General features: G+C 72.3%; 15 protein-coding genes. 8 read left to right on the top strand and 7 right to left on the bottom strand.

The window, feature by feature from the left end; genetic code table 11:
• Positions 1 to 328 precede the first annotated feature (328 nt).
• Positions 329 to 1,540 carry a pyridoxal phosphate-dependent aminotransferase gene (locus ADK52_RS13795; RefSeq protein WP_053690074.1) on the top strand — a complete coding sequence of 404 codons (1,212 nt, stop codon included), beginning with the start codon at positions 329 to 331 and terminating at the stop codon, positions 1,538 to 1,540.
• Between the two features lie 79 nt (positions 1,541 to 1,619).
• Positions 1,620 to 2,033, top strand: coding sequence for a hypothetical protein (locus ADK52_RS13790; protein WP_053690073.1), 414 nt, complete (start codon positions 1,620 to 1,622; stop codon positions 2,031 to 2,033).
• 85 nt (positions 2,034 to 2,118) lie between these two features.
• Here the strand turns inward: ADK52_RS13790 and ADK52_RS13785 are convergent, their stop codons facing one another.
• Entirely contained in the window at positions 2,119 to 2,550 is a 432-nt protein-coding gene (locus tag ADK52_RS13785) for a hypothetical protein (protein ID WP_159045930.1), read from the bottom strand.
• 143 nt (positions 2,551 to 2,693) lie between these two features.
• Between ADK52_RS13785 and ADK52_RS13780 the strand changes: the two genes are divergently transcribed.
• From ADK52_RS13780 to ADK52_RS13765, 4 genes are read left to right on the top strand one after another with little or no spacing between them, the layout of a single operon-like run.
• Complete coding sequence (locus tag ADK52_RS13780) at positions 2,694 to 3,773, top strand: substrate-binding domain-containing protein (RefSeq protein ID WP_053690071.1); 1,080 nt, start codon at positions 2,694 to 2,696, stop codon at positions 3,771 to 3,773.
• A 13-nt stretch (positions 3,774 to 3,786) separates the two neighbouring features.
• Positions 3,787 to 4,974, top strand: a complete 1,188-nt coding sequence (locus tag ADK52_RS13775; protein ID WP_053690070.1) for a toxic anion resistance protein — start codon at positions 3,787 to 3,789, stop codon at positions 4,972 to 4,974.
• Entirely contained in the window at positions 4,971 to 6,605 is a 1,635-nt protein-coding gene (locus tag ADK52_RS13770) for a substrate-binding and vWA domain-containing protein (protein ID WP_053690069.1), read from the top strand. Before ADK52_RS13775 ends, ADK52_RS13770 begins: the two co-directional genes overlap by 4 nt.
• Positions 6,592 to 7,230, top strand: coding sequence for a hypothetical protein (locus ADK52_RS13765; protein WP_234343731.1), 639 nt, complete (start codon positions 6,592 to 6,594; stop codon positions 7,228 to 7,230). Before ADK52_RS13770 ends, ADK52_RS13765 begins: the two co-directional genes overlap by 14 nt.
• Before the next feature lie 87 nt (positions 7,231 to 7,317).
• Here ADK52_RS13765 and ADK52_RS13760 read toward each other — a convergent pair whose 3' ends face one another.
• On the bottom strand, positions 7,318 to 9,153 hold the full coding sequence (locus ADK52_RS13760) for a phosphoenolpyruvate carboxykinase (GTP) (RefSeq protein WP_053690067.1): 1,836 nt from the start codon (positions 9,151 to 9,153) through the stop codon (positions 7,318 to 7,320).
• Positions 9,154 to 9,363: 210 nt separating this feature from the next.
• On the opposite strand from ADK52_RS13760, the gene trhA reads away from it, so the two are divergent.
• Entirely contained in the window at positions 9,364 to 10,074 is a 711-nt protein-coding gene (gene trhA, locus ADK52_RS13755; RefSeq protein WP_420714859.1) for a PAQR family membrane homeostasis protein TrhA, read from the top strand.
• A 78-nt stretch (positions 10,075 to 10,152) separates the two neighbouring features.
• Here trhA and ADK52_RS13750 read toward each other — a convergent pair whose 3' ends face one another.
• From ADK52_RS13750 to ADK52_RS13730, 5 genes are all read right to left on the bottom strand, one after another.
• On the bottom strand, positions 10,153 to 12,576 hold the full coding sequence (locus tag ADK52_RS13750) for a galactose oxidase-like domain-containing protein (protein WP_234343730.1): 2,424 nt from the start codon (positions 12,574 to 12,576) through the stop codon (positions 10,153 to 10,155).
• 54 nt (positions 12,577 to 12,630) lie between these two features.
• Positions 12,631 to 13,836 carry a glycosyltransferase gene (locus tag ADK52_RS13745; protein ID WP_078988299.1) on the bottom strand — a complete coding sequence of 402 codons (1,206 nt, stop codon included), beginning with the start codon at positions 13,834 to 13,836 and terminating at the stop codon, positions 12,631 to 12,633.
• Between the two features lie 6 nt (positions 13,837 to 13,842).
• Positions 13,843 to 15,549 (bottom strand): phospholipid carrier-dependent glycosyltransferase, encoded by a 1,707-nt coding sequence (locus tag ADK52_RS13740; RefSeq protein ID WP_053690066.1) that lies wholly within the window; start codon positions 15,547 to 15,549, stop codon positions 13,843 to 13,845.
• On the bottom strand, positions 15,546 to 16,829 hold the full coding sequence (locus ADK52_RS13735) for a glycosyltransferase (RefSeq protein ID WP_420714858.1): 1,284 nt from the start codon (positions 16,827 to 16,829) through the stop codon (positions 15,546 to 15,548). The genes ADK52_RS13740 and ADK52_RS13735 overlap by 4 nt, the downstream gene beginning before the upstream one ends.
• Positions 16,830 to 17,115: 286 nt before the next feature.
• Positions 17,116 to 19,179: a thioredoxin domain-containing protein gene (locus ADK52_RS13730; RefSeq protein WP_053690064.1), complete on the bottom strand. Its 2,064-nt coding sequence runs from the start codon at positions 19,177 to 19,179 to the stop codon at positions 17,116 to 17,118.
• A 287-nt stretch (positions 19,180 to 19,466) separates the two neighbouring features.
• On the opposite strand from ADK52_RS13730, the gene ADK52_RS13725 reads away from it, so the two are divergent.
• Entirely contained in the window at positions 19,467 to 22,706 is a 3,240-nt protein-coding gene (locus ADK52_RS13725; RefSeq protein ID WP_199828496.1) for a tetratricopeptide repeat protein, read from the top strand.
• The last annotated feature ends 131 nt before the right edge of the window (positions 22,707 to 22,837 follow it).

The raw sequence follows: 22,837 nt of genomic DNA, 5'->3' as shown, positions 1-22,837 counted from the left end.
CTCCGCCCCGCCCTCTCGCGCCTCCGACCCGCCGTCGAAGGCCAGCCTGCGCCGCGGCGGCGCCGTGACACATGAGTACGCGCACTCATGCCCGTACTCAGGCCCCGTACGCGATCCGTCCGCACACCCCGACGTGACGAGTGCAACACCACCGGTCCGGCTTTTCCCGGGGTCCACCCATTCCGCAGGTCGCGGCGGCGGCGCGGCCGCCGTTTCCAAGGGCGGACCGGGCCGCCACCGTCCCATCATGCGAAACGGGACATATCCCTCCTGCGTTCCTGCCCCGAATACCTCGGCGGACCGGCCGCCCGGCCCGTAAGCTCCCGTCATGCAGGTGATCCAGTCAACGAAACTCGCCAACGTCTGCTACGAGATCCGCGGGCCCGTGCTCGAAGAGGCCATGCGGCTCGAAGCAGCAGGTCATCGCATCCTCAAGCTGAACACCGGCAACCCCGCGGCCTTCGGCTTCGAGTGCCCGCCGGAGATCCTCGAGGACATGCTCCGCAACCTGGGCAACGCCCACGGGTACGGGGACGCGAAGGGGCTGCTCTCCGCGCGCCGCGCGGTCATGCAGCACTACCAGACCAAGGGCATCGAGCTGGACGTCGAGGACGTCTACCTCGGCAACGGCGTCTCCGAGCTGATCCAGATGTCGATGCAGGCGCTGCTCGACGACGGCGACGAGGTGCTGGTCCCGGCGCCGGACTACCCCCTCTGGACCGCCTCCGTGAGCCTGGCCGGCGGCACCGCCGTGCACTACCGCTGCGACGAGCAGTCCGACTGGATGCCGGACCTCGCCGACATCGAGCGCAAGGTCACCGACCGCACCCGCGCGATCGTGATCATCAACCCGAACAACCCGACCGGCGCCGTCTACGACGACGAGATGCTGCGCGGGCTCACCGACATCGCGCGCCGCCACAACCTGGTCGTCTGCTCCGACGAGATCTACGACCGGATCCTCTACGACGGCGCCACGCACACCAACACCGCCGCCATCGCGCCCGACCTGCTGACCCTCACGTTCAACGGGCTGTCCAAGAACTACCGCGTCGCCGGCTACCGGGCCGGCTGGATGGCGGTCTGCGGCCCCAAGAAGCACGCCTCGTCGTACATCGAGGGCCTGACGATCCTGGCCAACATGCGGCTGTGCGCGAACATGCCCTCGCAGCACGCCGTCGCGACGGCCCTCGGCGGCCGGCAGTCGATCAACGACCTGGTCCTCCCGGGCGGGCGGCTGCTGGAGCAGCGCGACACGGCGTACGACCTGCTGACGCAGATCCCCGGCATCACCTGCGTGAAGCCGAAGGGCGCGCTGTACCTGTTCCCGAAGCTGGACCCGGCCGTCTACAAGATCAAGGACGACCGCCAGATGGTCCTCGACCTGCTGCGGGCCGAGAAGATCATGGTGGTCCACGGGACGGGCTTCAACTGGTCCGAGCCGGACCACTTCCGCATCGTGACGCTGCCGAACGCCAAGGACCTGGCGGACGCGGTGACCCGGATCGGCAACTTCCTGGACGGGTACGGCCAGCACTAGGCACTCGATACCGGATCGAGCACAACTTTAGAACCAATCCAATGTAGGATGGCCTCCTGACCCAGCAGGAGGCCTCCTCATGTACGAGCCGATCCGCACGAAGTCGGTCGTCCACCGCGTGGGCGGCCACCACTCCGACAGTCACTCGGAATACCCGCACAGCAGTCGCGCCGAGGCGCTGGACATCCAGCTCGCCGGGCACCTGGCGGCCCTGCTCACCGTCACGGACGAGCTCGGTCTCGCCGGCGCCGCCGCGCGGATCGCCGCGCAGGTGGCGCGGCTGCGCGGCTCCGATCCGGCGCGCGCCGCGCGCGCCGACGTCGCGGATGCCGCCGATCTCCTCGCCCTGCACCAGCGGGCCCATGACCTCGCCGGCCGCGCGCTGGTCGTCGCCGCGTCGCGCGCCGACACCACCGTCGCGATCCTCGCCGCCGAGCGCATGGACGCGCATGCCGCTGCCCTGGCCTCACGGGACCTGGCCGGCAGCCTCTGATCGGCCCCGGTCCGGGGCCGCGGAGGCTCCGGACCGGGTGCCACCGCCCTGGCCGGGCCGGGCTCCGGCCCGGATCACGGCCGACTCATCCCGCGGGGGTGGGGCCGGATGAGAACTCCGCGGCCGCGACCCCGCACCAGGGGGTCCTCCCCGCCGGCCAGACGGGACCGAGGGCTTCCGCGTGTTCCGTTGCCGACGGGGCCACGCCGGGGAGTTTCACCAGGGCCTGGGCCGGTCGGTCCTGCGGGTCCGGGGTCGCGCTCTCGCGGAACTCGACCGTCACCACGTACGCGCCCGCGCCCTCGGGGCGGCCCGCGACCTCCACCGCCGCCACCACGCGGCGGCTGCCGGGGTCGATCCGGCAGCCGGTGACCCGTACGTCCTCCACCGCCGGCCGCGGCGGCGCCGCGCCCGGCTCGCCGCTGGCCCACACGTACAGGCCCAGCGGGGCGAACACCAGCAGGCCGGCCAGGACCGTCAGGCCGACCGCCCAGCCCTGCCACTTCAACGCGCTCACGCCCATGGGACGATCCTCCCGGCCTGCCGCCCCGCCTGCCAGCACCGGCCGATCCACACAGCATTTCGAAGTGGGACCGCCTGGACACCTGACGTTCATTCGACTTCACGCGGAATGTGGGTTTCCGCGAGCACGCTGCACCCGTGAGACGCATCCTAGGAATCGCCCTGGCGATCCTCCTCCTCGGCGGCGTGGCCGCCGTCGCGATCCTCGGAGGAGGGGATCCCCCGCCCACGGCACCGAAGACCGTGGTGAAAGGCGTCATCGGATCCGAGAAGTCCGAATACTTCCGCGACCCCGACGTCGTCAAAGCCCTGGCCGACAAGGGCTACACCGTGCGGACCGAAACGTCCGGCTCCTGGGCGATGGACCAACTTGCCCTCAAGGACTTCGACTTCGCCTTCCCCGGCAGCAGTGAGCCCGCCCCGGAGATCGAGGCCGCGGCCGGCGTCAAGGGCGCCCAGACCACCAAGCCCTTCTTCTCGCCGCTCGTGGTCATCGCCCGTGCCAACGCCGCCAAGGTGCTCGCCGACAACGGCCTCGCCAAGATGACCGGCAAGAACTCGGGGACCCTCCTCATGGGCCCCTACCTCAAGGCCGCCGCCGAGGACCGCAACTGGCAGGACCTGTCCGGCTCCGCCGCCTTCGCCGAGCTGACCGGCAGGGTGTACATCAAGACCACGGACCCGGCGACGTCCAACTCCGGGGCGCTCTTCCTGGCCGCCACCTCGAACGTCGCCAACGACAAGACGGTGGTCTCCGACCAGGCCGGGGTCGACCGCACCGCGCCCCTGATGCAGAAGCTGATCCGCGTCCAGGGCGCTCTGGAGCCGAGCACCGACGACCCGTTCCGGGCCTTCATCTCCGGCAGCGGCGAGCCGCTCATCCTGGCGTACGAGTCCCAGGTGGCCTCCTTGCTCCAGCAGAAGCAGGCTCCGGGTGACATGGTCGTGCTCTACCCGGACACCACCGTCAACTCCCCGCACACCTTCGTGCCGATCAGCGAGAAGGCCAAGGAGCTCGGCTCCCTCCTCGCCGATGACCCGAAGCTGCGCGAGCTGGCCGTCCGGCACGGGTTCCGGCCGCAGAACGGCGTGCCCGAGTTCACCGCGGCGACCGCCGCGCACGCCGCGTACCTCAACCCGGAGCTGACCGGCATCCGCCAGGTCAGCGCACCGACCGTCAAGATCCTCATGGCGCTTGCCGCGCGCGCCAAGGGCTAGGGGGAGCACGTACATGACGCTGACACCACCGCAGGACGGCCCGCTCGTCCTCACCGCCCCCGAGCCCGTCGCCCCCGTACGGCGGGAGCAGGCCTCGGGCCTGGTCCCGCTCCAGGACGGGGTGCGCGAGGAGATGGCCCGCCGGGCCGGGGAGTACGTCGGCTCGCTCGCCGGGATCGACACCCGCTCCCCCGAGTTCGCCGGCCGCATCGGGGAGATATCCGGGCTCGGCGCGGGCGAGATCCGCAGCGCCGCCCAGCAGTCCAACCGGATGCTGGAGCGGGCCGTACGGTCGCTGGGCTCCGACGGGGGCGGCGACGCCCAGGCCCGCGTCGCGGGCTCCCTCGTCGAACTGCGCCGCACCGTCGAGGACCTCGATCCGCGGGACACGCCCGCCAAGGGGGCCCGCAGGCTGCTCGCGAAGCTGCCCGGCGGCAACAGGTTCCGCGACCACGTGGCCAAGTACGCCTCCTCGCAGACCACGCTCAACGGCATCGTGGGCGCGCTGCGCAGCGGCCAGGACGAGCTGCGCCGCGACAACGCGGCCCTGCACACCGAACGGGCCCGCCTGTGGGAGACCATGGGCAAGCTCCAGGAGTACGCCGTCCTCACCGAGGCCCTCGACGCGGCCGTGGAGCAGCGGATCGCCGAGACCGGGCACACGGACCCGGCGTCGGCCGACGTGATGCGCGCCGACCTGCTCTTCCCGGTCCGGCAGAAGCACCAGGACCTGCTGACCCAGCTGGCGGTGTGCGCGCAGGGCTACCTGGCGATGGACGTGGTCCGGCGCAACAACGACGAGTTGATCAAGGGCGTCGACCGGGCCGCCACCACCACCGTGTCCGCGCTGCGGACCGCCGTGATGCTGGCCTCGGCCCTCGACAGCCAGCGCGCGGTGATCGAGCAGGTCAACGCCCTGAAGGGCACCACCGAGGAGCTGATCCGGGGCAACGCGGACATGCTGTCCACGCAGAGCGGCGAGATCCAGCGGATCGCGGCCGACCCGGCGGTGGGCGCGGAGACGCTGCGTTCGGCCTTCGCGCAGATCTACAAGACGCTGGACGCGATCGACACGTTCAAGGCGCAGGCCACGGAGAACATGGCCGCCACCGTCGAGTCCCTGACCGGGGAACTCCGGACCGCCTCGGCGTACCTGGCCCGTACGCGGACCTCCGGTGTCCTGGAAGGCGGTGCCCGATGAGCGACCGTGGCATCCGCAGAGTGCGCACCGCGTCGGTGCGCCGACGGCTCGCGGCGGCGGTCGCGCTCGCCGCGTCCCTGCTCGGGGCCTCGGCCTGCACCTCCGGTGGTCCGGATCCGGCGAAGCCGACCCAGTCGAAGTACCAGGAGGGCAAGCTGCGCGTGCTGGCCTCCAGCGAACTGGCCGACATGGAACCGGTGCTGAAGGCGGCGAAGGCGGCCACCGGGGTCAGTGTCGAGCTCACCTGGTCCGGCACCCTGGACGCGGCCGAACAGGTCGCCTCCGGGAAGGCCGACGGCACGTACGACGCCATCTGGCTGTCCTCCAACGACTATCTGCGGCTGCGCCCCGAGGCCGCCGGGAAGCTCAGCAGCGAGACGCCGGTGATGTCCTCGCCGGTCGCGCTGGGCGTACGGGCGGACGCGCTGGCCCGGCTCGGCTGGAAGCCGGAGGAGGTGACCTGGTCGGCGGTGCACGAGGCGGTCGCCGCCGGGAAGCTGACGTACGGGATGACCGATCCGGTGCGCTCCAACTCCGGCTTCTCAGCGCTGGTCTCGGTGGCCTCCGGGCTGTCGGGCGCGCAGGCGGCGCTGACCGACGCGGACGTGAAGACGGCGCAGCCCAAGCTGAAGGAGTTCTTCGCCGGGCAGAAGCTGACCTCGGGCTCCTCCGGGTGGCTGGCCACCGCGTACGCCAAGCGCGGGGACGTGGACGCGCTGGTGAACTACGAGTCCGTGCTGCTGTCCATGAACCGGGACGCGAAGACGGGCCTGACCGTGATCCGGCCGCGCGACGGGGTGGTCACCGCCCACTACCCGCTGACCCTGCTGACCTCGGCCCCGGCCGGGGCCCGCGAGTCGGGTCGGGCCCTGACCGACTATCTGAGCGGCGCCGAGGCGCAGAAGGAGATCACCGAGAAGACCTTCCGCCGGCCGGTCGCGGCCGGGGTGCAGCCCGCGGCCGGGCTGAACGCGGACAAGCGGCGCGAGCTGCCGTTCCCGGGCACCCGGTCGGTCGCGGACGGGCTGCTGGCCTCGTACGAGAACGAGCTGCGCCGGCCCTCGCGGACGGTGTACGTGCTGGACACCTCGGGCTCGATGGAGGAGGAGGACCGCATCGGGCGGCTGCGGTCGGCGCTCACCGAGCTGACGGGGACGGGTGCCTCGGGGACGGGGCAGCGGTTCCGGGACCGCGAGGAGGTGACGCTCCTGCCGTTCGGCGACAAGGTGAAGAAGGTGTTGACGCACGTCGTCGAGCCGGGCAATCCCGGGCCCGCGCTGGACGCGATCCGGGGCGATGTGAAGTCGCTCCGGCCGGAGGGGGGTACGGCGGTGTACGGCAGTCTGAAGGCCGCGTACGAGCACCTGGGCCAGGGCAACGCGGACGCGTTCACCTCGATCGTGCTGATGACGGACGGGCAGAGCGGCGACAAGGCGAAGGACTTCGACTCCTTCTACGCCGGGCTGCCGGAGGCGCAGAAGCACACGCCGGTCTTCGCGGTGCTGTTCGGTGACTCGGACCGCAAGGAGCTCGCCCACATCACCGAACTGACCGGCGGACGGCTCTTCGACGCCACCGGCGGCAACGGTTCGCTGGACGGAGCCTTCGAGGAGATCCGTGGCTACCAGTAGGTCCGCCGCCGGGAGGTTGCTCCGCACGCGTCTTCTCAACTACCTGGAGTCGAGGAAGAACCTGGCGGGCAGCGCCTGCGGGGTGGCCGGGCTGGGCCTGACCGTCACCGGTGCTGCGGGCACGTACTGGCCGGTGGTCGTGGCCGGGCTGTACGGCGCGGGCGCGCTGATCGCCCCGCCGGAGCGGCCGGCGCCGCCCGAGCCCCGGGGGCCCTCGCAGCAGCTGGACGACGTACGGGAGCGGTTCGGCCGGCTGCGGGAGTACGTGGCCGAGGTGGACCTGCCGGATCCGGCCGAGGGCCGGCTCGCGGAGCTGCTGGAGCGGTACGGGGCGCTGCTGGAGCCGGGCTGGGTGGCCGATGTCCTGGCCGCCGACCCGGAGTCGGTGCACGCGCTGTCGCGGGCGATCGAGCTGGACGTGCCGGAGTGCGTGGACACGTACAACCGGACGCGCTGGTGGACCCGGCTCACGCCCGGCGGGGAGTCGCCGGAGCGGCACCTGGAGCGGCAGCTGTCGCTGCTGTACGAGGAGGCGGAACGCCTGACGGCGGACCTCCGCGAAGCAGAGGTCCGCCGTCAGCAGACGCACACGACCTACCTGGAGGAGCGCGGACAACGCTCCTGACAGGGATTTCGGCCGGTGCTGCGGTGGGAACCGCTTGGTCGGGGGCTCCCACACTCAGGTGCCCGGAGTCTTTGCCGGGCAGGTCTTTCAGCCCAGGCGCTCGACGAGCGCGTGGTACTGGTCCCACAGCTCCTTGGGAGTGTGGTCGCCGTAGGTGTTCAGGTGCTCGGGGACCAGGGAGGCCTCGTCGCGCCAGACCTCCTTGTCGACGGTGAGCAGGAAGTCCAGGTCCGCCTCGGGGAGGTCCAGGCCGTCCAGGTCGAGGGAGTCCTTGGTCGGCAGGATGCCGATGGGGGTGTCGACGCCGGCGGCGTTGCCGTCGAGGCGCTCGACGATCCACTTCAGGACGCGGCTGTTCTCGCCGAAGCCGGGCCACACGAACTTGCCCGCGTCGTTCTTGCGGAACCAGTTCACGTAGTAGATCTTCGGGAGCTTGGACTGGTCCTTGCCCTTGGCCACGTCGACCCAGTGGCCCATGTAGTCGCCCATGTTGTAGCCGCAGAACGGCAGCATGGCGAACGGGTCGCGGCGCAGCTCGCCGACCTTGCCCTCGGCGGCGGCGGTCTTCTCGGAGGCGATGTTCGAGCCGATGAAGACGCCGTGGTTCCAGTCGAAGGACTCGGTGACCAGCGGGACGGCGGAGGCGCGGCGGCCGCCGAAGAGGATCGCGGAGATCGGGACGCCCTTGGGGTCCTCCCACTCGGGGGCGATCGTCGGGCACTGGGAGGCCGGGACGGCGAAGCGGGCGTTGGGGTGGGCCGCCGGGGTCTCGGACTCCGGGGTCCAGGCGTTGCCCTTCCAGTCGATGAGGTGCGCGGGCGCCTCTTCGGTCATGCCCTCCCACCAGACGTCGGAGCCGTCCGGGGTGAGCGCGACGTTGGTGAAGACGGTGTTCGCGTACATCGTCTTCATGGCGTTGGCGTTGGTGTGCGCGCCGGTGCCGGGGGCGACGCCGAAGAAGCCGGCCTCGGGGTTGATCGCGTACAGGCGACCGTCCTCGCCGAAGCGCATCCAGGCGATGTCGTCGCCGACCGTCTCGACCGTCCAGCCGGGGATCGTGGGCTCCAGCATGGCGAGGTTGGTCTTGCCGCAGGCGCTCGGGAACGCGGCGGCGATGTACTTCGCCTCACCCTGCGGCGGGGTGAGCTTGAGGATCAGCATGTGCTCCGCGAGCCAGCCCTCGTCGCGGGCCATGACGGACGCGATGCGCAGGGCGTAGCACTTCTTGCCGAGGAGGGCGTTGCCGCCGTAGCCGGATCCGTACGACCAGATCTCGCGGGTCTCCGGGAAGTGCGAGATGTACTTGGTGGTGTTGCAGGGCCACGGCACGTCGGCCTGGCCCTCGGCGAGCGGAGCGCCGAGGGTGTGGACGGCCTTGACGAAGAACCCGTCGGTGCCGAGCTCGTCGAGGACGGCCTTGCCCATGCGGGTCATGGTGCGCATGGCGACGGCGACGTAGGCGGAGTCGGTGATCTCGACGCCGATCGCGGAGAGCTCGGAGCCGAGGGGGCCCATGCAGAACGGGACGACGTACATCGTCCGGCCCTTCATGGAGCCGCGGAAGACGCCCTTGTCGCCGGTGAAGATGTCCTTCATCTCGGCCGGGGCCTTCCAGTGGTTGGTCGGGCCCGCGTCCTCCTCCTTCTCGGAGCAGATGAAGGTCCGGTCCTCGACGCGCGCGACGTCGGACGGGTCGGAGGCGGCGTAGTACGAGTTGGGTCGCTTGCCCTCGTCCAGCTTCTTGAACGTGCCCTTGGCGACGAGCTCCGCGCACAGGCGCTCGTACTCGGCCTCGGAGCCGTCGCACCACACGACCCGGTCGGGCTCGGTGATCGCTGCGATCTCGTCCACCCAGGAGATCAGCCCTGCGTGCTCGGTGGGGAATGTCGAACCAGAAACGGGAGCCGCGTTCTCGCGCGCCACGATTGCTCCTTGAAGAGGGGTTGTTTGGTGTTTGCCCCGTGGGGGCTGCGACCCGGATGCTTCGCGCTCCGCTCATCCGGTGCCGACCGCACTCATCTGATCATCCGGTGCGTGTGCGCATATGTCCAGGGGGCCTCTCACGTGAGCATCGCCACTCCCGTCAATCTTCCGTAAAGCGCACTAACGGAAACCTACGCACCCGTAGGTAGCATGGCGGCCATGACTTCTGACGCCGCCGCCGTGCCGGTCGACGCCGAGCCCGTCGCACCCGACGCCTCCGAGGCACCGGAAGCCAAGCCGCTGATGCGCGGCTGGCTGCACACCGGGATGTTCCCCGCCGTGGTCGTCGCGGGCCTGGTGCTGATGGCCTTCACCGAGTCGACGCGGGCGCGGGTGGCGTGCGGGGTGTACATCCTCACGGCCTGCCTGCTGTTCGGCGTCAGCGCGGTGTACCACCGCGGCACCTGGGGTCCGCGGGGTGAGGCCATCCTGCGGCGTCTGGACCACGCCAACATTTTTCTGATCATCGCAGGGACCTATACCCCGCTGACGGTGCTCCTGCTCCCGCCCTCCACCGGACGGACGCTCCTGTGGGCGGTGTGGATCGCCGCCGCGGCCGGCATCGCCTTCCGCGTCTTCTGGGTCGGCGCCCCGCGCTGGCTGTACACCCCCTGCTACATAGCGATGGGGTGGGCGGCGGTCTTCTTCCTGCCCGACTTCCTGCGCACCGGCGGCATCGCCGTCCTGGTCCTGGTCATCGTCGGCGGGCTCCTCTACAGCGCGGGCGGCGTGATCTACGGGATCAAGCGCCCGAACCCCTCCCCCCGCTTCTTCGGCTTCCACGAGGTCTTCCACTCCCTGACCCTGGCCGCCTTCGTGGCCCACTACGTCGGCATCTCGCTCGCCGCCTACCAGCACTAGCTCCAGCGCCAGCAGTACGAGCGGAGCCCCGTCGCGGTGTGCGGCGGGGCTCCGCTCTGCCGGTGCGGCCAAGTGCGGCTACGTGCAGGCGTAGCCGTCGCCGTCGGGGTCCAGGCGCAGCGGGTCACCGCCGTTGACCTTCATGCGCTTCGGGTACCGGTGGGAGGCCAGCCAGTCGCAGCGGGCCTTCGTGGTCTCCTTCACCTCCGCCGGGAACTTCGTCGGCACGCACAGGCCGGCCGTGCCGTAGTGCCGGTCGCAGCCGGCCACGCTCGGGGCAACCGGCACCGAGTCCCGCTTCCCGGGGTTCTGCTTGGGGGCCGCCTGCGGCGCGTCCGCGAAGTCGTGGACGTGCGGGGACGGGGCCTCCTCGGTGGCCGCGAGCGCCGACGCGCCGCCCAGGTGCACCCAGGTCGCCACCGACGGGATGCCGTTCGCGTCGACCCCGAAGAGCATGTACCAGCCGGGCGGCGCCAGGTTCGGGTTGCTGGTGACGTTGAGGTCGACGGTCGTGTTGTTCACCACCGACAACGGCAGGTCCACGTACCGCTGGTTCGGGTCCGAGGAGTGCGTGACCGCCGCCGGGCGGATCAGCTCCGCCTTGGCGATCGGACGGTCGACGGTGATCCGCTGCGTGTCCCCGTACACCCACTGCGTGTCGATCACCGAGGTGAGCTTCGGGCGCGCGCCCTTGAAGAGGTACGGCGGGGTGTAGATCGACACGTTGTTGTTGTAGGTGCCGTTGCCCGGGTTGTCGCCGACCGTCATGACCCGCCCGTCGGGCAGCAGGAAGGCGCCCGAGTGGTACGTCCGCGGGATCGGGTCGGCCGGCAGTCCGGCCTTGTAGGTGTTGGTCACCGGGTCGAAGAACGAGGCCTCGTAGACGGGATCGGCCCGGTCGTGCAGCCCGCCGCCCGTCTCCAGCACCTTGCCGTCCGGCAGCAGTACGGCCGACACGTACATCTTGCCCTCGGCCCCGGTCTGCGCCCTCTTGACCCCGCCCACGTCGACCAGGCCCTGCGGCAGGTCCGGTCCGGCGGTGTACGCGGGGCTCGCCGCCTTGAGGTCGATCAGCTCGGTGAGCCGGTTCGCCGCCGGGTTGGACTCGTTGTTGCCGCCGCCGATCGTCAGGACCCGCTGGTCCTGGGCGGGCGGCAGCAGCACGCTCGCCGACTCGTCGCGCTCGTCCTTCTTGCGCAGGCCGGGCACGTCCGTGATCGTGTTCGCGTTGTAGTCGTAGATCGACGCGCCGCTGCCCTGCGTGCCGTTGCCGAAGGTGTGGCTGCCGGAGTAGAAGAGCCGCCCGTCCTGCATCAGGATCATCGACGGGTACAGGCCCCAGTACGACCAGGTCTGGTTGACCTCGTTCATCGGGAGCCACTTGCCCTGCGCCGCCGAGAACCTCTCCGCGGTGACGTTGCCCGTCGAGTCCTCCTTCAGACCGCCGAAGGTGATCACGTCGCCGTTGCCGAGGACCGTCGCCGACGGGTACCAGTGCCCGCCGTTCAGGTCGTTGGTCTTCGTGTACGCCTCGGTCGCCGGGTCGAAGACGTAACTGTCCTTCAGCCCCTGGTAGCCGACCTTGCCGTCGGCGGACGGGTACCCCTTGTTGCCGCTCATGACCAGCACCCGGCCGTCCGACAGCTGCACGTGCCCCGAGCAGAACATGTCCACCGGTGTGGGGATCGTCTTGAAGGACCCGTTCGCCGGGTCGTACACGGCCGAGGTGAACGTGCCCGCGTTGAACTGGGCGATGTCGTTGCCCGAGCCCGCGATCAGCAGCACCTTCCCGTTCTTCAGCACCACCGCGTGCATCGAGCGCACCGGGTTCTTGGCGGGGATCACCTCCCACTTGCCCTTGGCGCACTCGTCGGGCGTGCCCGTGCAGGTGGGCTGCGGCGGGGCCGCGCCCACCTCCTCCAGTGCGTAGTCGTCGGTGGTGAGCGTGCCCACCCCGTAGACCGAGAGCCCCCACGTGATCTTGTCGGTACCGGGCGGGACGGTGGGCGTACGGACCTGCGTGCGCGCCCATCCGGCGCTGACCGGCGGATTCTGCAGGTCGGTCCAGTACTGCCAGCCCGCGGTGGTGTCGTGGCGGAAGACGGTCACCGACACGTCCGGGGTGTTCGACTTGTACCAGGCGGACAGGTCGTACTGCTTGCCCGGTACGACGGTGGGCGCGCAGGTGGTGTTCTCGGTGACGAGCGCCTTGCGGTCGCCGCTGAGGCGGCGGGTGAGCGAGACCTTCATGGCCTTGCTGCCGCTGTGCGCGTCGGCGACGGTGGCGTAGGTGAAGTCGTTGTCGCCCCAGCCGGACTTCTCCCAGCAGGACGGCATGTCCTCGCCGGGTGCGCCGGCGGTCTCGAAACCGGAATTGGTGAGCAGATTGGGCGGTCCGGCCGTGGCCTGCTGCGGTGCGGTGAGCAGCAGGCCCGCGGTCATCGCCCCGACGGCGGCCAGGGCGGCGCGCCGCCCGGCCTTCCGCCGGATGTTCGCTGGCATGGACGAGTTCCCTTCTGTTCTGTGCGGCGGCTCTGTACGGCGGCTCTGTTCGGCTCAACTCCTGGTGGTGCGTGCGGTACGGGCCTTGCGCGGCAGGTAGACGAGGGCCTCGGTGGCCGCGAACCGCAGGACGAAGGTGGTGACCAGGGCCAGGGCCGTGGCGGGCAGCACCTCCATGGCGAACCTGCCGACGAACAGGGCGATCAGCGGGATGCGCAGCAGCAGGTCGGCGTTGGCCAGCAGGGCGAAGCGGCCGATCCGGTCCGCCCAGTGGCGGTGGCGGCGCCGGTCGCGGAAGAGCAGGGTCTCGATGAGGACGAAGTTCCAGAGCACCCCGGCCTGGTTGGCGGCGATCTCGGCCGGCAGGTAGTGCACCCCGGCGTGCGTGAGCAGCCACAGCGCGAACAGGTTGGGGACGAAGCCGGAGAGCCCGATCAGCCCGAAGCCGATCATCCGGGCCAGCGGGGTCGCGGAGCGCAGCGCGGCGAGGTGGGCGAGGAAGCGCAGCCCCTCGCGGGCGCCGGACTTGGACTCCCCCGAGTAGCGGTCCTGGAAGACGAAGGGCACCTCGGCGACCTTGGCGGGCCGGCTGCGGACCGCCAGCTCCAGCAGGATCTTGTAGCCGAGGGGTTTGAGGGCGTCCGTGGTGACCAACGGGCGGCGCATGGCGAAGAAGCCGCTCATCGGATCGCTGATCCCGCGCAGGGCGCGCGGGAAGAGCCCCTTGGTGAGCCAGGTCGCGCCGCGCGAGACGGCGACGCGGTAGTTCCCGGCGAGTCCGGCCCGGCTGCCGCCGGGGATGTAGCGGGAGGCGACGACGAGGTCGGCGCCGGTGCGCTCGCCCTCGCCGACGAGTTCGGGCACGAGGTGGGGCGGGTGCTGGAGGTCGGCGTCCATGACGACGATCCAGTCGGTGTCCGCCCGCTTCAGGCCTTCGACGACGGCGCCGCCGAGGCCGCCGACCGCCCGTTCGCGGTGCAGGACGGACACCGGGAAGGGCAGGTCGAGGGCTGCCTTCTCGATGACGGCCGGGGTGTCGTCCGTGGAGTCGTCCACGAACAGCACCTGGCAGGGCAGTCGGGCGGGGAGCGAGCCGGCGAGCCGGCTCAGCAACTCGCCGATGTTCCCCGCCTCGTTGAAGGTCGGGACGATGAGGGTGACGCTGCCCGCCGCCACGCCGCCCGCCGCCGGCTCCCCCTCCTGCGGAATGGAGACTTCCGGATCGATCGGGGCATGCGGGGTCCACAGGTCCTCGCTCATGGCGGATCAGCTCCCGTCGGCTCGGTCGGTCCTGCGGATCTCGATGCGGTCCTCGCCGGAGCCGAAGACGGCGACCGCCGTCGAATGCTCCAGCGCGGCCTTCACGTTGGGCAGGTCCACCGCGTCCCGGCGGACGGTGGGCGAGGAGACGACGTAGTCGATGTCGCGCCAGCCGCGCGGCAGGGTCTTGGTGACGGCGGGGTCGAGGTCCGCCTTGTAGAACCAGATGGCGCCGGGCCCGGGTTCGAAGCCGTGGTGCACGGCGTCCAGCCACAGCGCGTCGTCGACCAGGACCCGGGTGCGCCCGGGGTCGGGGACCTCCCGGCCGAGCCAGGCGGCGGCCTGCCGGTAGGGGGCGTTCGCGTCGGCGGTGAGCGCGGTGCGGTCGCCCTCGTACCAGCGCGGCAGGACGTACACCGCGGCGGCCGCGGCGAGCACGCCGATCAGCACCCGGCGCCCGTACGTCAGCGCCCGGCGCTCCCCCGGAGCGCGGCGGCGGCGCAGCACGGCGTGCGTGACGCTGGCCGCGCCCCCGGCGAGGACCAGCGCGAGGAACGGCAGCGCCTGGATCACGTACATCGCCGGCAGGTAGCCGGAGGGCCGCATCGCGACGGCCGCGAGGAGGACCGCGGCGAGCGCCGGGCCGGCGAGCGCGCGGGCGGTGACCGACCACCGCAGGGTGGCGAGCAGCAGGAGCGCGCCGGCCAGCCCGCCGAGCGGCAGGACGGTGTCGTAGTACAGCCAGGACCGGAACACGCCGTTCGAACCGGAGCCGGGGGCGAGGATGAAGCCCGAGCCCGGCCGGCTCATCTGGTACGTGATGCCGTCGATCAGCGAGACGTGTCCGGCGCCGGGCAGCAGCTCGCTGTTGAGCAGCGCGTACAAGGGGTACGAGAGCCCGATGAGCGCGCAGGCGGTGACGGCCCCGGTGACGGCGAACTTGCGGGTGTCGCGGTGGCTGTGGCGCCACATGGTCACCAGCAGCGCCGGGAGCACCACCAGCATCGTCTCCTTGGTCAGGACGGCAGTGGCGGCCGCGAGTCCCGACCCGAAGTGGTGCCACAGGTGGCGGCTGGGGGACGCGGCCAGGCAGAAGGCCAGCAGCATCCACATCACGGCGAGGTTGTCGAGGAAGATCTCCCGCTGGAGCACGACGGAGAGCGGGGAGAGCCCGAAGAGGGCCATCGCGAGTCCGGCCGCCCAGCGCGGCAGCCAGAGCCGGCGGGCGAGGACGTAGAGCAGCACGGAGCTTGCGGCGGAGACCGCGAGCATCGAGAAGCGCATCGGCGCGACGGTCATCCAGTCGGGCACGAGCAGGGAGGGCAGGTAGGTCAGGCCCGCTATCTGTATCCAGCCGAGCGGCGGATGGTCGTACCAGTACGTGTAGTGGGCGAGGCCGTCGCCCTGCTGGACGGCCCACGCCTGGGCGAGGTACGTGCCCTCGTCGTCGCTCAGGGTCGGGAAGTGCGTGATGTTCCAGCCCTGGACGAGGACGATCGCGAGCAGGACCGCCCCGCAGAGCAGCAGGTCGGGGCGGGAGGAGCGGAAGCGGACGAGGGGGTGGGCCGGGGCGGGCGGCCGGACCCCGAGGCCGCCGCGGCTGCCGGGGCCGCCGGGGCCGCTCGGGCCGCGCTGGGCGGGGACGCGCGGTTCGACGAGGGCCGTGGCGGCGCCGGGCTGGGGATCAGTGGCCGTGGGCAGGGTGGCGGTCACCGGTGGCTGTCCTCTCGGATCGCGGTGGACGCACCGGCGGTGGACACGCCGGCGGTGGCGCTGATCGGAGCGAGGTGGGCGCCGGTGTGGCTGGTGAGCTCCCACTCGTTGCGGCCGCGCTGCTCGCGCCAGACCGCCCGGATCGCGGCGCCCGCCAGCATCACCTGGTAGAACGGGCCGCCGACGACGAGCTTGAGGTAGTGCACGAAGCGGACGCGCAGGCCGTATTGGCGGCCGAAGTCGTGCAGGCCGACGATCTCGAAGACGAACGTCACCATCGCCGTGATCATGGGGAGGAAGGTGATGATCGCGATGCCGACGGGCACGTCGAGCAGGACCGCGACGGCGAAGTTGAGCGGGATGATCACCCCGGAGGCGGCCTGCATGAACGGGGTCATCAGCGTGTAGCGGGCCAGCCAGCGCTGGCCGCGGCCGGGCAGCTGCTGCCAGTCCTTCTTCCGGTAGACCTGGAGGAAGCCCTGGTTCCAGCGGGTGCGCTGCTTGAGCAGGCTCATCAGCGATCCGGGCGTCTCCTCGCGGGTGACCATGTCGCTGTCGTAGGCGACGACCACCTTCTTGCCGACCGAGGAGAGGCGTACGCCCAGGTCGCAGTCCTCGGCGAGGCAGTTCTGGTCCCAGCCACCGGCCTCGCGGAGCACCTCGGTGCGCACGAAGACGGTGTTGCCGCCGAGCGGGATGAACCCCTTCTCCGCGTGCAGGTGCAGCCGGGAGCGGAACCAGAAGAAGTACTCCAGGCAGTTGCGCAGGCTGTACCAGGAGGAGTGGAAGTTGATGAGCTGGACCCCGCCCTGGACCACGTCGGCGGCGGTGGAGCGGAAGGCGTGGTCGACGTGCGCGAGCAGCTCGGGGTGGACCTGGTCCTCGGCGTCGAAGACCCCGACGATGTCACCCCGGCAGTGCGGGAGGGCGGTGTTGAGGGCCTTCGGCTTGTTCTTGGCCTCGTGGTGGTCGACGACGACCCGTACCCGGTCGGGCGCCCGCGCGGCGGCGGCCTCGGCGACGGCGGCGGTCTCCGGGTCGTCGTGCCCGACGATGACGATGATCTCGTAGTCGCCGTGGCTCGATTCGAGCAGCCGCTCGATCGTGTGGCGCAGGACCGCCTGCTCGTGCCGGGCCGGCAGGAGCAGCGAGAACGCCAGCCGGCCCTCGCCGTCGGGGCGGTCGAACCGGGTGGAGGCGAGCGTCTCGGGCGTGCGCCACGCGTGCATCTGCCACCACAGCGTGAAGGCGGCCATCCAGAAGAGCGCAAACGAAATCATGGATATGACGACAGAGGTGTACAAAACGTCCCCCACAGACATGCCGCGACGCCAGGCGGCGATCGGCAAACCCCCCAGGGGATCAAGGCGGGCCCCCCGGCCCCCCCGCCCCTGCTTCCCCCAGCTCCCCCTCGGACGCACCCCCCAGTGCGCCTGCTCCGCGGCTCCAGTGACGTCCGCAGACACGAGAGTAGGCAGCGAATATGAAACTCAGGAGCCGCGAGGATAAAAACCAGGTTTCCGAACTGTCGGACAGGCAACCGGAATTGACGGTACTCCGGCGGATTCAGGGATGAAGCACACCCAACTGATCAGCCAGCTCGACCGGGTCCGTCGTAGGCCGCGCGCAGACGAAATGTCGACACACATACGCCGTCGGAAGGTCGCGTACGAGAGTGCGCTCGGCCAGGAGGGGGAACTCGCCCCCGCTGCCGTCGGCCGCCCGCGGCAGCCCGACCGCCACCACGGCCCCGGGAGCCGTCCCCAGCAACGCCGTCCGGTGCAGCCCCGCCAGCGCCGGATCCTCCGGATGACCCACCACGGCCACCTCGCGCGGACCGTCGAGCAGCGCCTCGGCGACCGCGAGCCCGTGCCCGATGAAGCGCGGGACGCGCGGACCCAGCGCGTGCACCACGCCGAGGGCCCGCTCGGCCGCCGTGCGGTGCGCCTCGGAACCGGTGTGCGCGGCGTACGACAGGAGCGCGCCGGCCGCGGCCGTCCAGCCGGAGGGGGCCGCGGTGTCGGTCGGGTCCTGGGGGCGGCGGATGAGCTGCTCGGCGTCGTGCGCGGTGTCGTAGAGGGAGCCGTCCTCGGCGGTGAACAGGTCCAGGACCAGGTCGACGAGGAACCCGGCGAACTCCAGCCAGACGCCCTCGCCGGTCACGGCCGCCAGCGCGAGGAAGCCCTCGGCGACGTCGGCGTAGTCCTCCAGGACCCCGGCGTTGGCGCCGACGCGGCCGTCCTTGCTGGTCCGGGCCAGCCGGGCGCGGCCGGCCGCCGCGTCGAAGTGGACCCGCACCAGGAGGTCCGCGGCCTCCGTCGCCCGCTCGACCAGGTCCGGCCGGTCGAAGTACGCCCCGCACTCGGCCAGCGCGGCGATGGCCAGGCCGTTCCAGGCGGCGACGATCTTGTCGTCCCGGCCGGGCGCGGGCCGCTCGGCGCGCGCCGCGAGCAGCCGCTGCCGGATCCCGGCGACCGCCCCGGCGTCCACGACCGGCCCGTCCTGCGGCAGCTGGAGTACGGACGCACCGTGCTCGAAGGTGCCCTCGTCCGTCACCCCGAAGTACGCGGCGGCCAGCGCCGCGTCGTCCGCGCCGAGCACCTCGGCGAGCTGGGCGGGGGTCCAGGCGTAGTACGCGCCCTCCACGTGCTCGCCGGTCCGCGGGTCCTCGCTGTCGGCGTCGAGCGCGGAGGCGAAACCGCCCTCGGCGGTGCGCAGCTCGCGCACCATGAAGTCGGCGGTCTCCAGGGCGACGCGGCGCGCGAGGTCCGACCCGGTGGCCCGCCAGAGGTGCGCGTACACGCGGCACAGCAGCGCGTTGTCGTACAACATCTTCTCGAAGTGCGGAACGACCCATTCCCGGTCGACGGAGTACCGGGCGAACCCGCCGCCCAGCTGGTCGTAGATCCCGCCGCGGGCCATCGCCTCGCAGGTGTCGGCGGCCATCTGCAGGGCCCCCTCCGCCCCGGTGCGCGCGTGGTGGCGCAGCAGGAACTCCAGCACCATGGACGGCGGGAACTTCGGCGCCCCGCCGAAGCCGCCGCGGGCGGCGTCGTACTCCCGCGTCAGCCCGAGCAGCGCCTGGGCCAGCTCCTCGGGGCCGGGCGTACCGGCCTTCCCGTAGTCCAACTGCCGTCCGGCGAGGTCCCGTACGATCCGCTGCGCGACCTCGGCGACCTCCTCGGGCCGCCCCACCCAGGCGGTCCGCACGCCTTCGAGGACCTCCATGAAGGAAGGCATCCCGTGCCGGGGCTCGGGCGGGAAGTACGTCCCGAAGTAGAAGGGCTCGGCGTCGGGGGTCATGAACACGGTCATGGGCCAGCCGCCCTGCCCGGTGGCGGCCTGCACGGCCTCCATGTAGACGGCGTCGACATCGGGCCGCTCCTCGCGGTCCACCTTGATGTTGACGAAGTGCTCGTTCATGTAGGCGGCGGCCGACTCGTCCTCGAAGGACTCGTGCGCCATGACATGGCACCAGTGGCAGCTGCTGTACCCGACGCTGAGCAAGACGGGCACCCCCCGCTCCCGCGCCTGCGCGAACGCCTCCGGCGACCACGGCCACCAGTCGACGGGATTGTCCGCATGCTGCAGCAGATACGGCGAGGTCTCATGAGCGAGGCGGTTCGACATGGTCCCATCCTCGCGCACCGGGCCGGACGCGGCCGGGACCGGACGACGGCGTGCCACCCGGCGCCGGTCGCGGCCCGCGCCTGCCGGTCCGGCCGCCCCGCACCTGCCGGTCCGGCCGCCCCGCGTCGGGCGGAGGCCGCATCCGCGAGGTGGAACGTACATATATGCGCGTGAGCGCGGGGAGTTGGGGCAACTCCCTCTGATCTAGCTCAGATTCCCTCGCGCTCACGGCGGTCCCGGCGGACACTTGGGGCCACGTTGCCGGAGCTCTCTTGAGGGGGATGCGGATGCGGGACAGCCATCGCGATGAGGCCGAGCGACTGCTGGAGCGGGCCGTGGACGAGGAGGCCCGGCGGGGCGCCGGGGCCGGCGCGCCGGTCGACAAGGCGGCGCTGATGGCGCGCGGCCTGGAGGCGCTGGACGCGCTCGCGGCGAGCGCCGGCGAGGAGTACGAGGCGTACGTACGGGCCCTGGACGAGGCGGCGGCCGGGGACGAGTCCCTCGGCGAGGCCTTCCGGCGCGGCAACACCTCAACGGCACTGCTCGTGACGGCGGTCGCGGCGGCCGCGGCCGTCGGGGCCGACCTGTCGCTCGGAGTGGCGGCGGGTACCGCGCTGGCGGCCGGCGCCGTCACCGGCATCGCCGGGGCGGCGGCCACGGTCGCCAAGGTGACCGCCCTGCACCTGCCCGCCGCGAACCGCCGGGCCGGGGTGCGCGGCCGGCCCGGCGGGCCGGAACAGCTGCGACTCCAGTGGCTGACGGCGCTGGAGGTGCGCGGGATACGCCCGTTCCTGGAGCAGCAGCGCGCGGTGGCCGCCGCGGCGCGGGCGCCCCGGCAGCCTTCCCGGCCCGCCGCTCCCCAGCTGCGCGGGACCGACCGCAGCGCGGAGGCCCGGCGGCGCAGCGTACTGGAGCAGTCCTTCGGCCAACTCCCGCAGACCGCGGCCGCGTTCGCGGGCCGGCGGGCGGAGCTGACCCGGATCGCGCAGTGGGTGCAGGCGGCCCGGGCCAGTACGGAGACCCGCCCGGTGGTCGTGGTGCTGCACGGCGAGCCCGGCGTGGGCCGCACGGCCCTGGCGCTGCGGGCGGCGGACGCACTGCGCGACCAGTTCCGCGGGGCCTGCGTGGTGGACCTGCGGGGCGGCTCGCTCAGCGGGGAGGCGCCGCTGCCGATCCGGGAGGCGCTGCTGCACCTGCTGAACCGGCTCGGCGCCCCGCGCGAGCAGCTGCTGTTCCGCGAGGGGTCCTCGGCGGAGCAGCAGGTACGGCGCCTGGGCGAGCTGTACCACCAGCACCTCCAAGGGCTGCCGGTGACGGTGCTGCTGGACGACGCGGTGGACGCGGAGCAGGTCCGGCTGCTGGTGCCGGAGCGGTCGGAGAGCCTGGTGCTCGTGACCGCCCGGGAGCCGCTGGAGCTGCCCGGCCTCTCGGCCTGGGTGCACCAGCTCCCCGTGGAGCGGCTGGCGCAGGCGGAGGGAGCGGAGCTGGTCCACGCCGGGGCCGAGGCGGCCGGTACGGCCCCGTACGAGGAGGAGGCCCTGCGGGGTCTGCTCGCGCTCGGCGGCGGGCTCCCGCTGGCCTTGCGCGTACTGGCCCCGCTCGGACCGGCCGGGGAGGAGGGCTCCGGCGCCGCGGGCGACGCCGCCGATGCGCTGGAGGGGGCGCTCGCCCTGGCCTACGTACGGCTCCCCGAGGAGCGCCGGCGGCTGCTGCGGCGGCTCACGCTCGCCGGGCGGGCCTCGCTCGGCCCGTCGGCCGCGGCGGCGCTGATCGACGCGGACCGGGCGGCGGCCGGGCTGCTGCTGCGCGAGCTGGCGCAGGCGGGCCTGCTGGACCACGTACGCGGGGAGCGGTACCGGATGCACGACGCGGTGCGCTCGTACGCGGCGGCGCGGCTCACGGCGGACGAGGACCGGGCCGAGTCCTCGGCGGCGCACGGCCGCCTGATCCGCAACTACGCGCAGCTCGCCGACGCGGTGATCCGCATGGTCGACGGGAAGATGTCGACCCGCGCGAACCACTTCGGCGGGCACGGCTTCGCCTCGCTCGACGCGGCGCTGCGCTGGCTGGACGACGAGTCGAGCTTCATCACGGCCGCGCTGCGGCACTCGGAGGACGTGGACCAGCAAGCCGTACTGGACCTGCTCGGCGCGCTCTGCGACTTCTGCCTGCTGCGCGGGGACCTGTACCGGCTCGGCGAGATCAACGAGCTCACGCTGGCGGTGGAGGCCGCGCGCCGGGGCGAGCCCGGCCAGGGGCGGCTGGTCCGCTCCGTGCAGTGGCGCACCGGCATCGCCGCCCGCCAGCTCGGCGAGCTGGACAAGGCCCGGACCACGCTGACCTCGGTGGTCGACCAGTACCGGGAGGCCCACCAGGACGCCGGGGCGGGCATGGCCCTCATCTCGCTCGGCATCACCCTGCACCACCAGGGCCAGCTCCCGGAGGCCGCCGCCCGGATCCGCGAGGCGCTGGTGCTCCAGGAGCCGGACGAGCTGGCCGGCGACCGCGCGTGGGCCCTGCACGCCCTGGCGGCGGTGGAGCGGGACCGGGCGCACCTGGCCGAGGCGGTGCAGCTGCTGGAGCGATCCCTGGCCCTGCACCGGGAGAGCGAGAGCGTGCACGGCGAGGCGTGGGCGCACTTCCAGCTGGGGCAGGTGTACCTGCGGCTCGGCGACGTCCCCGGAGCGGAGGCGGAGCTGAAGCTGGCCCTCGACCTGTACGGGCGCACGCGCGACGAGCGCGGCCAGGCCTGGGCGCTGACCCAGCTGGGCCGCGCCCGGGTCGTCGACGGGGACCCGGGGCCGGCGGTGGAGCGGCTGCGCGAGGCGCTGGCCGAGCACCGGGAGCAGGAGGACGCGCGCGGCGAGGCCTGGACGCTGTACTACCTCGGGCAGGCGCTGGAGGAGGGCGGCGAGCGCGACCAGGCGGTACGGGAGCTGGAGCGGGCCCGCACGATGTTCTCGCGGATGCGGGACGTGTACGGGCTGGCGCACGCCCGGCACCACTCGGGCCGGGTCACGCGCGACCAGCGGGCGGCTCAGACGGGGAACCTGCGCAACTCCGGGTTCGCGCGGCAGCTGCTGATGGACGCGCGGGCGGACTTCCGGCGGATCGGGCTGGCGCACGGGGAGGCGTGGACCTGCCTGGAGCTGGCGGTGGTGGACGCGGGCAACGGGCGGGTGTCCCAGGCCCTGGGGCTGTGCGAGGAGGCGGCCCGGCTGTTCATCTCGTACGGGGACCGGCGCGGGGAGGACTGGGCCCGCTTCCTGCGCTGCACCCTGCTTCCGTACGCGCTCCCGGGCGCGGGCGTGGAGGAGGCCCGGGCGGAGCTGGCCCGGCTGGCCGCGGCGCCGCACGCGATGCGGGACGGGCGGCTGGACGACGGCCTGGACACCTACGCGGTGGTGCTGGGGCGCGGGGTGGACCCGGCGGAGGGCTGGCAGGCGTGGCGGCTCGGGCTGGTCCCGAACCTGCACTCGCGGGAGATCATGGGCGTCCCGATGCCGCCCGCCCCGCCGGCGGCATGACCGGTGGGCCGTACGGCCACGCGGGCCGAAGGCGGCCGACCGCGGTACGGCCCCGCCCGTCGCGGATCCGCCCGGCGCTCGCGGGGCCCGCGCGGGCGGCGCGCTGTCGCCGCCCCACCCGTGGCACGGGA

The organism is Streptomyces sp. WM6372 (assembly GCF_001279655.1).
Classification (GTDB): domain Bacteria; phylum Actinomycetota; class Actinomycetes; order Streptomycetales; family Streptomycetaceae; genus Streptomyces.
This window is presented reverse-complemented; position numbering and strand designations above follow the sequence as displayed.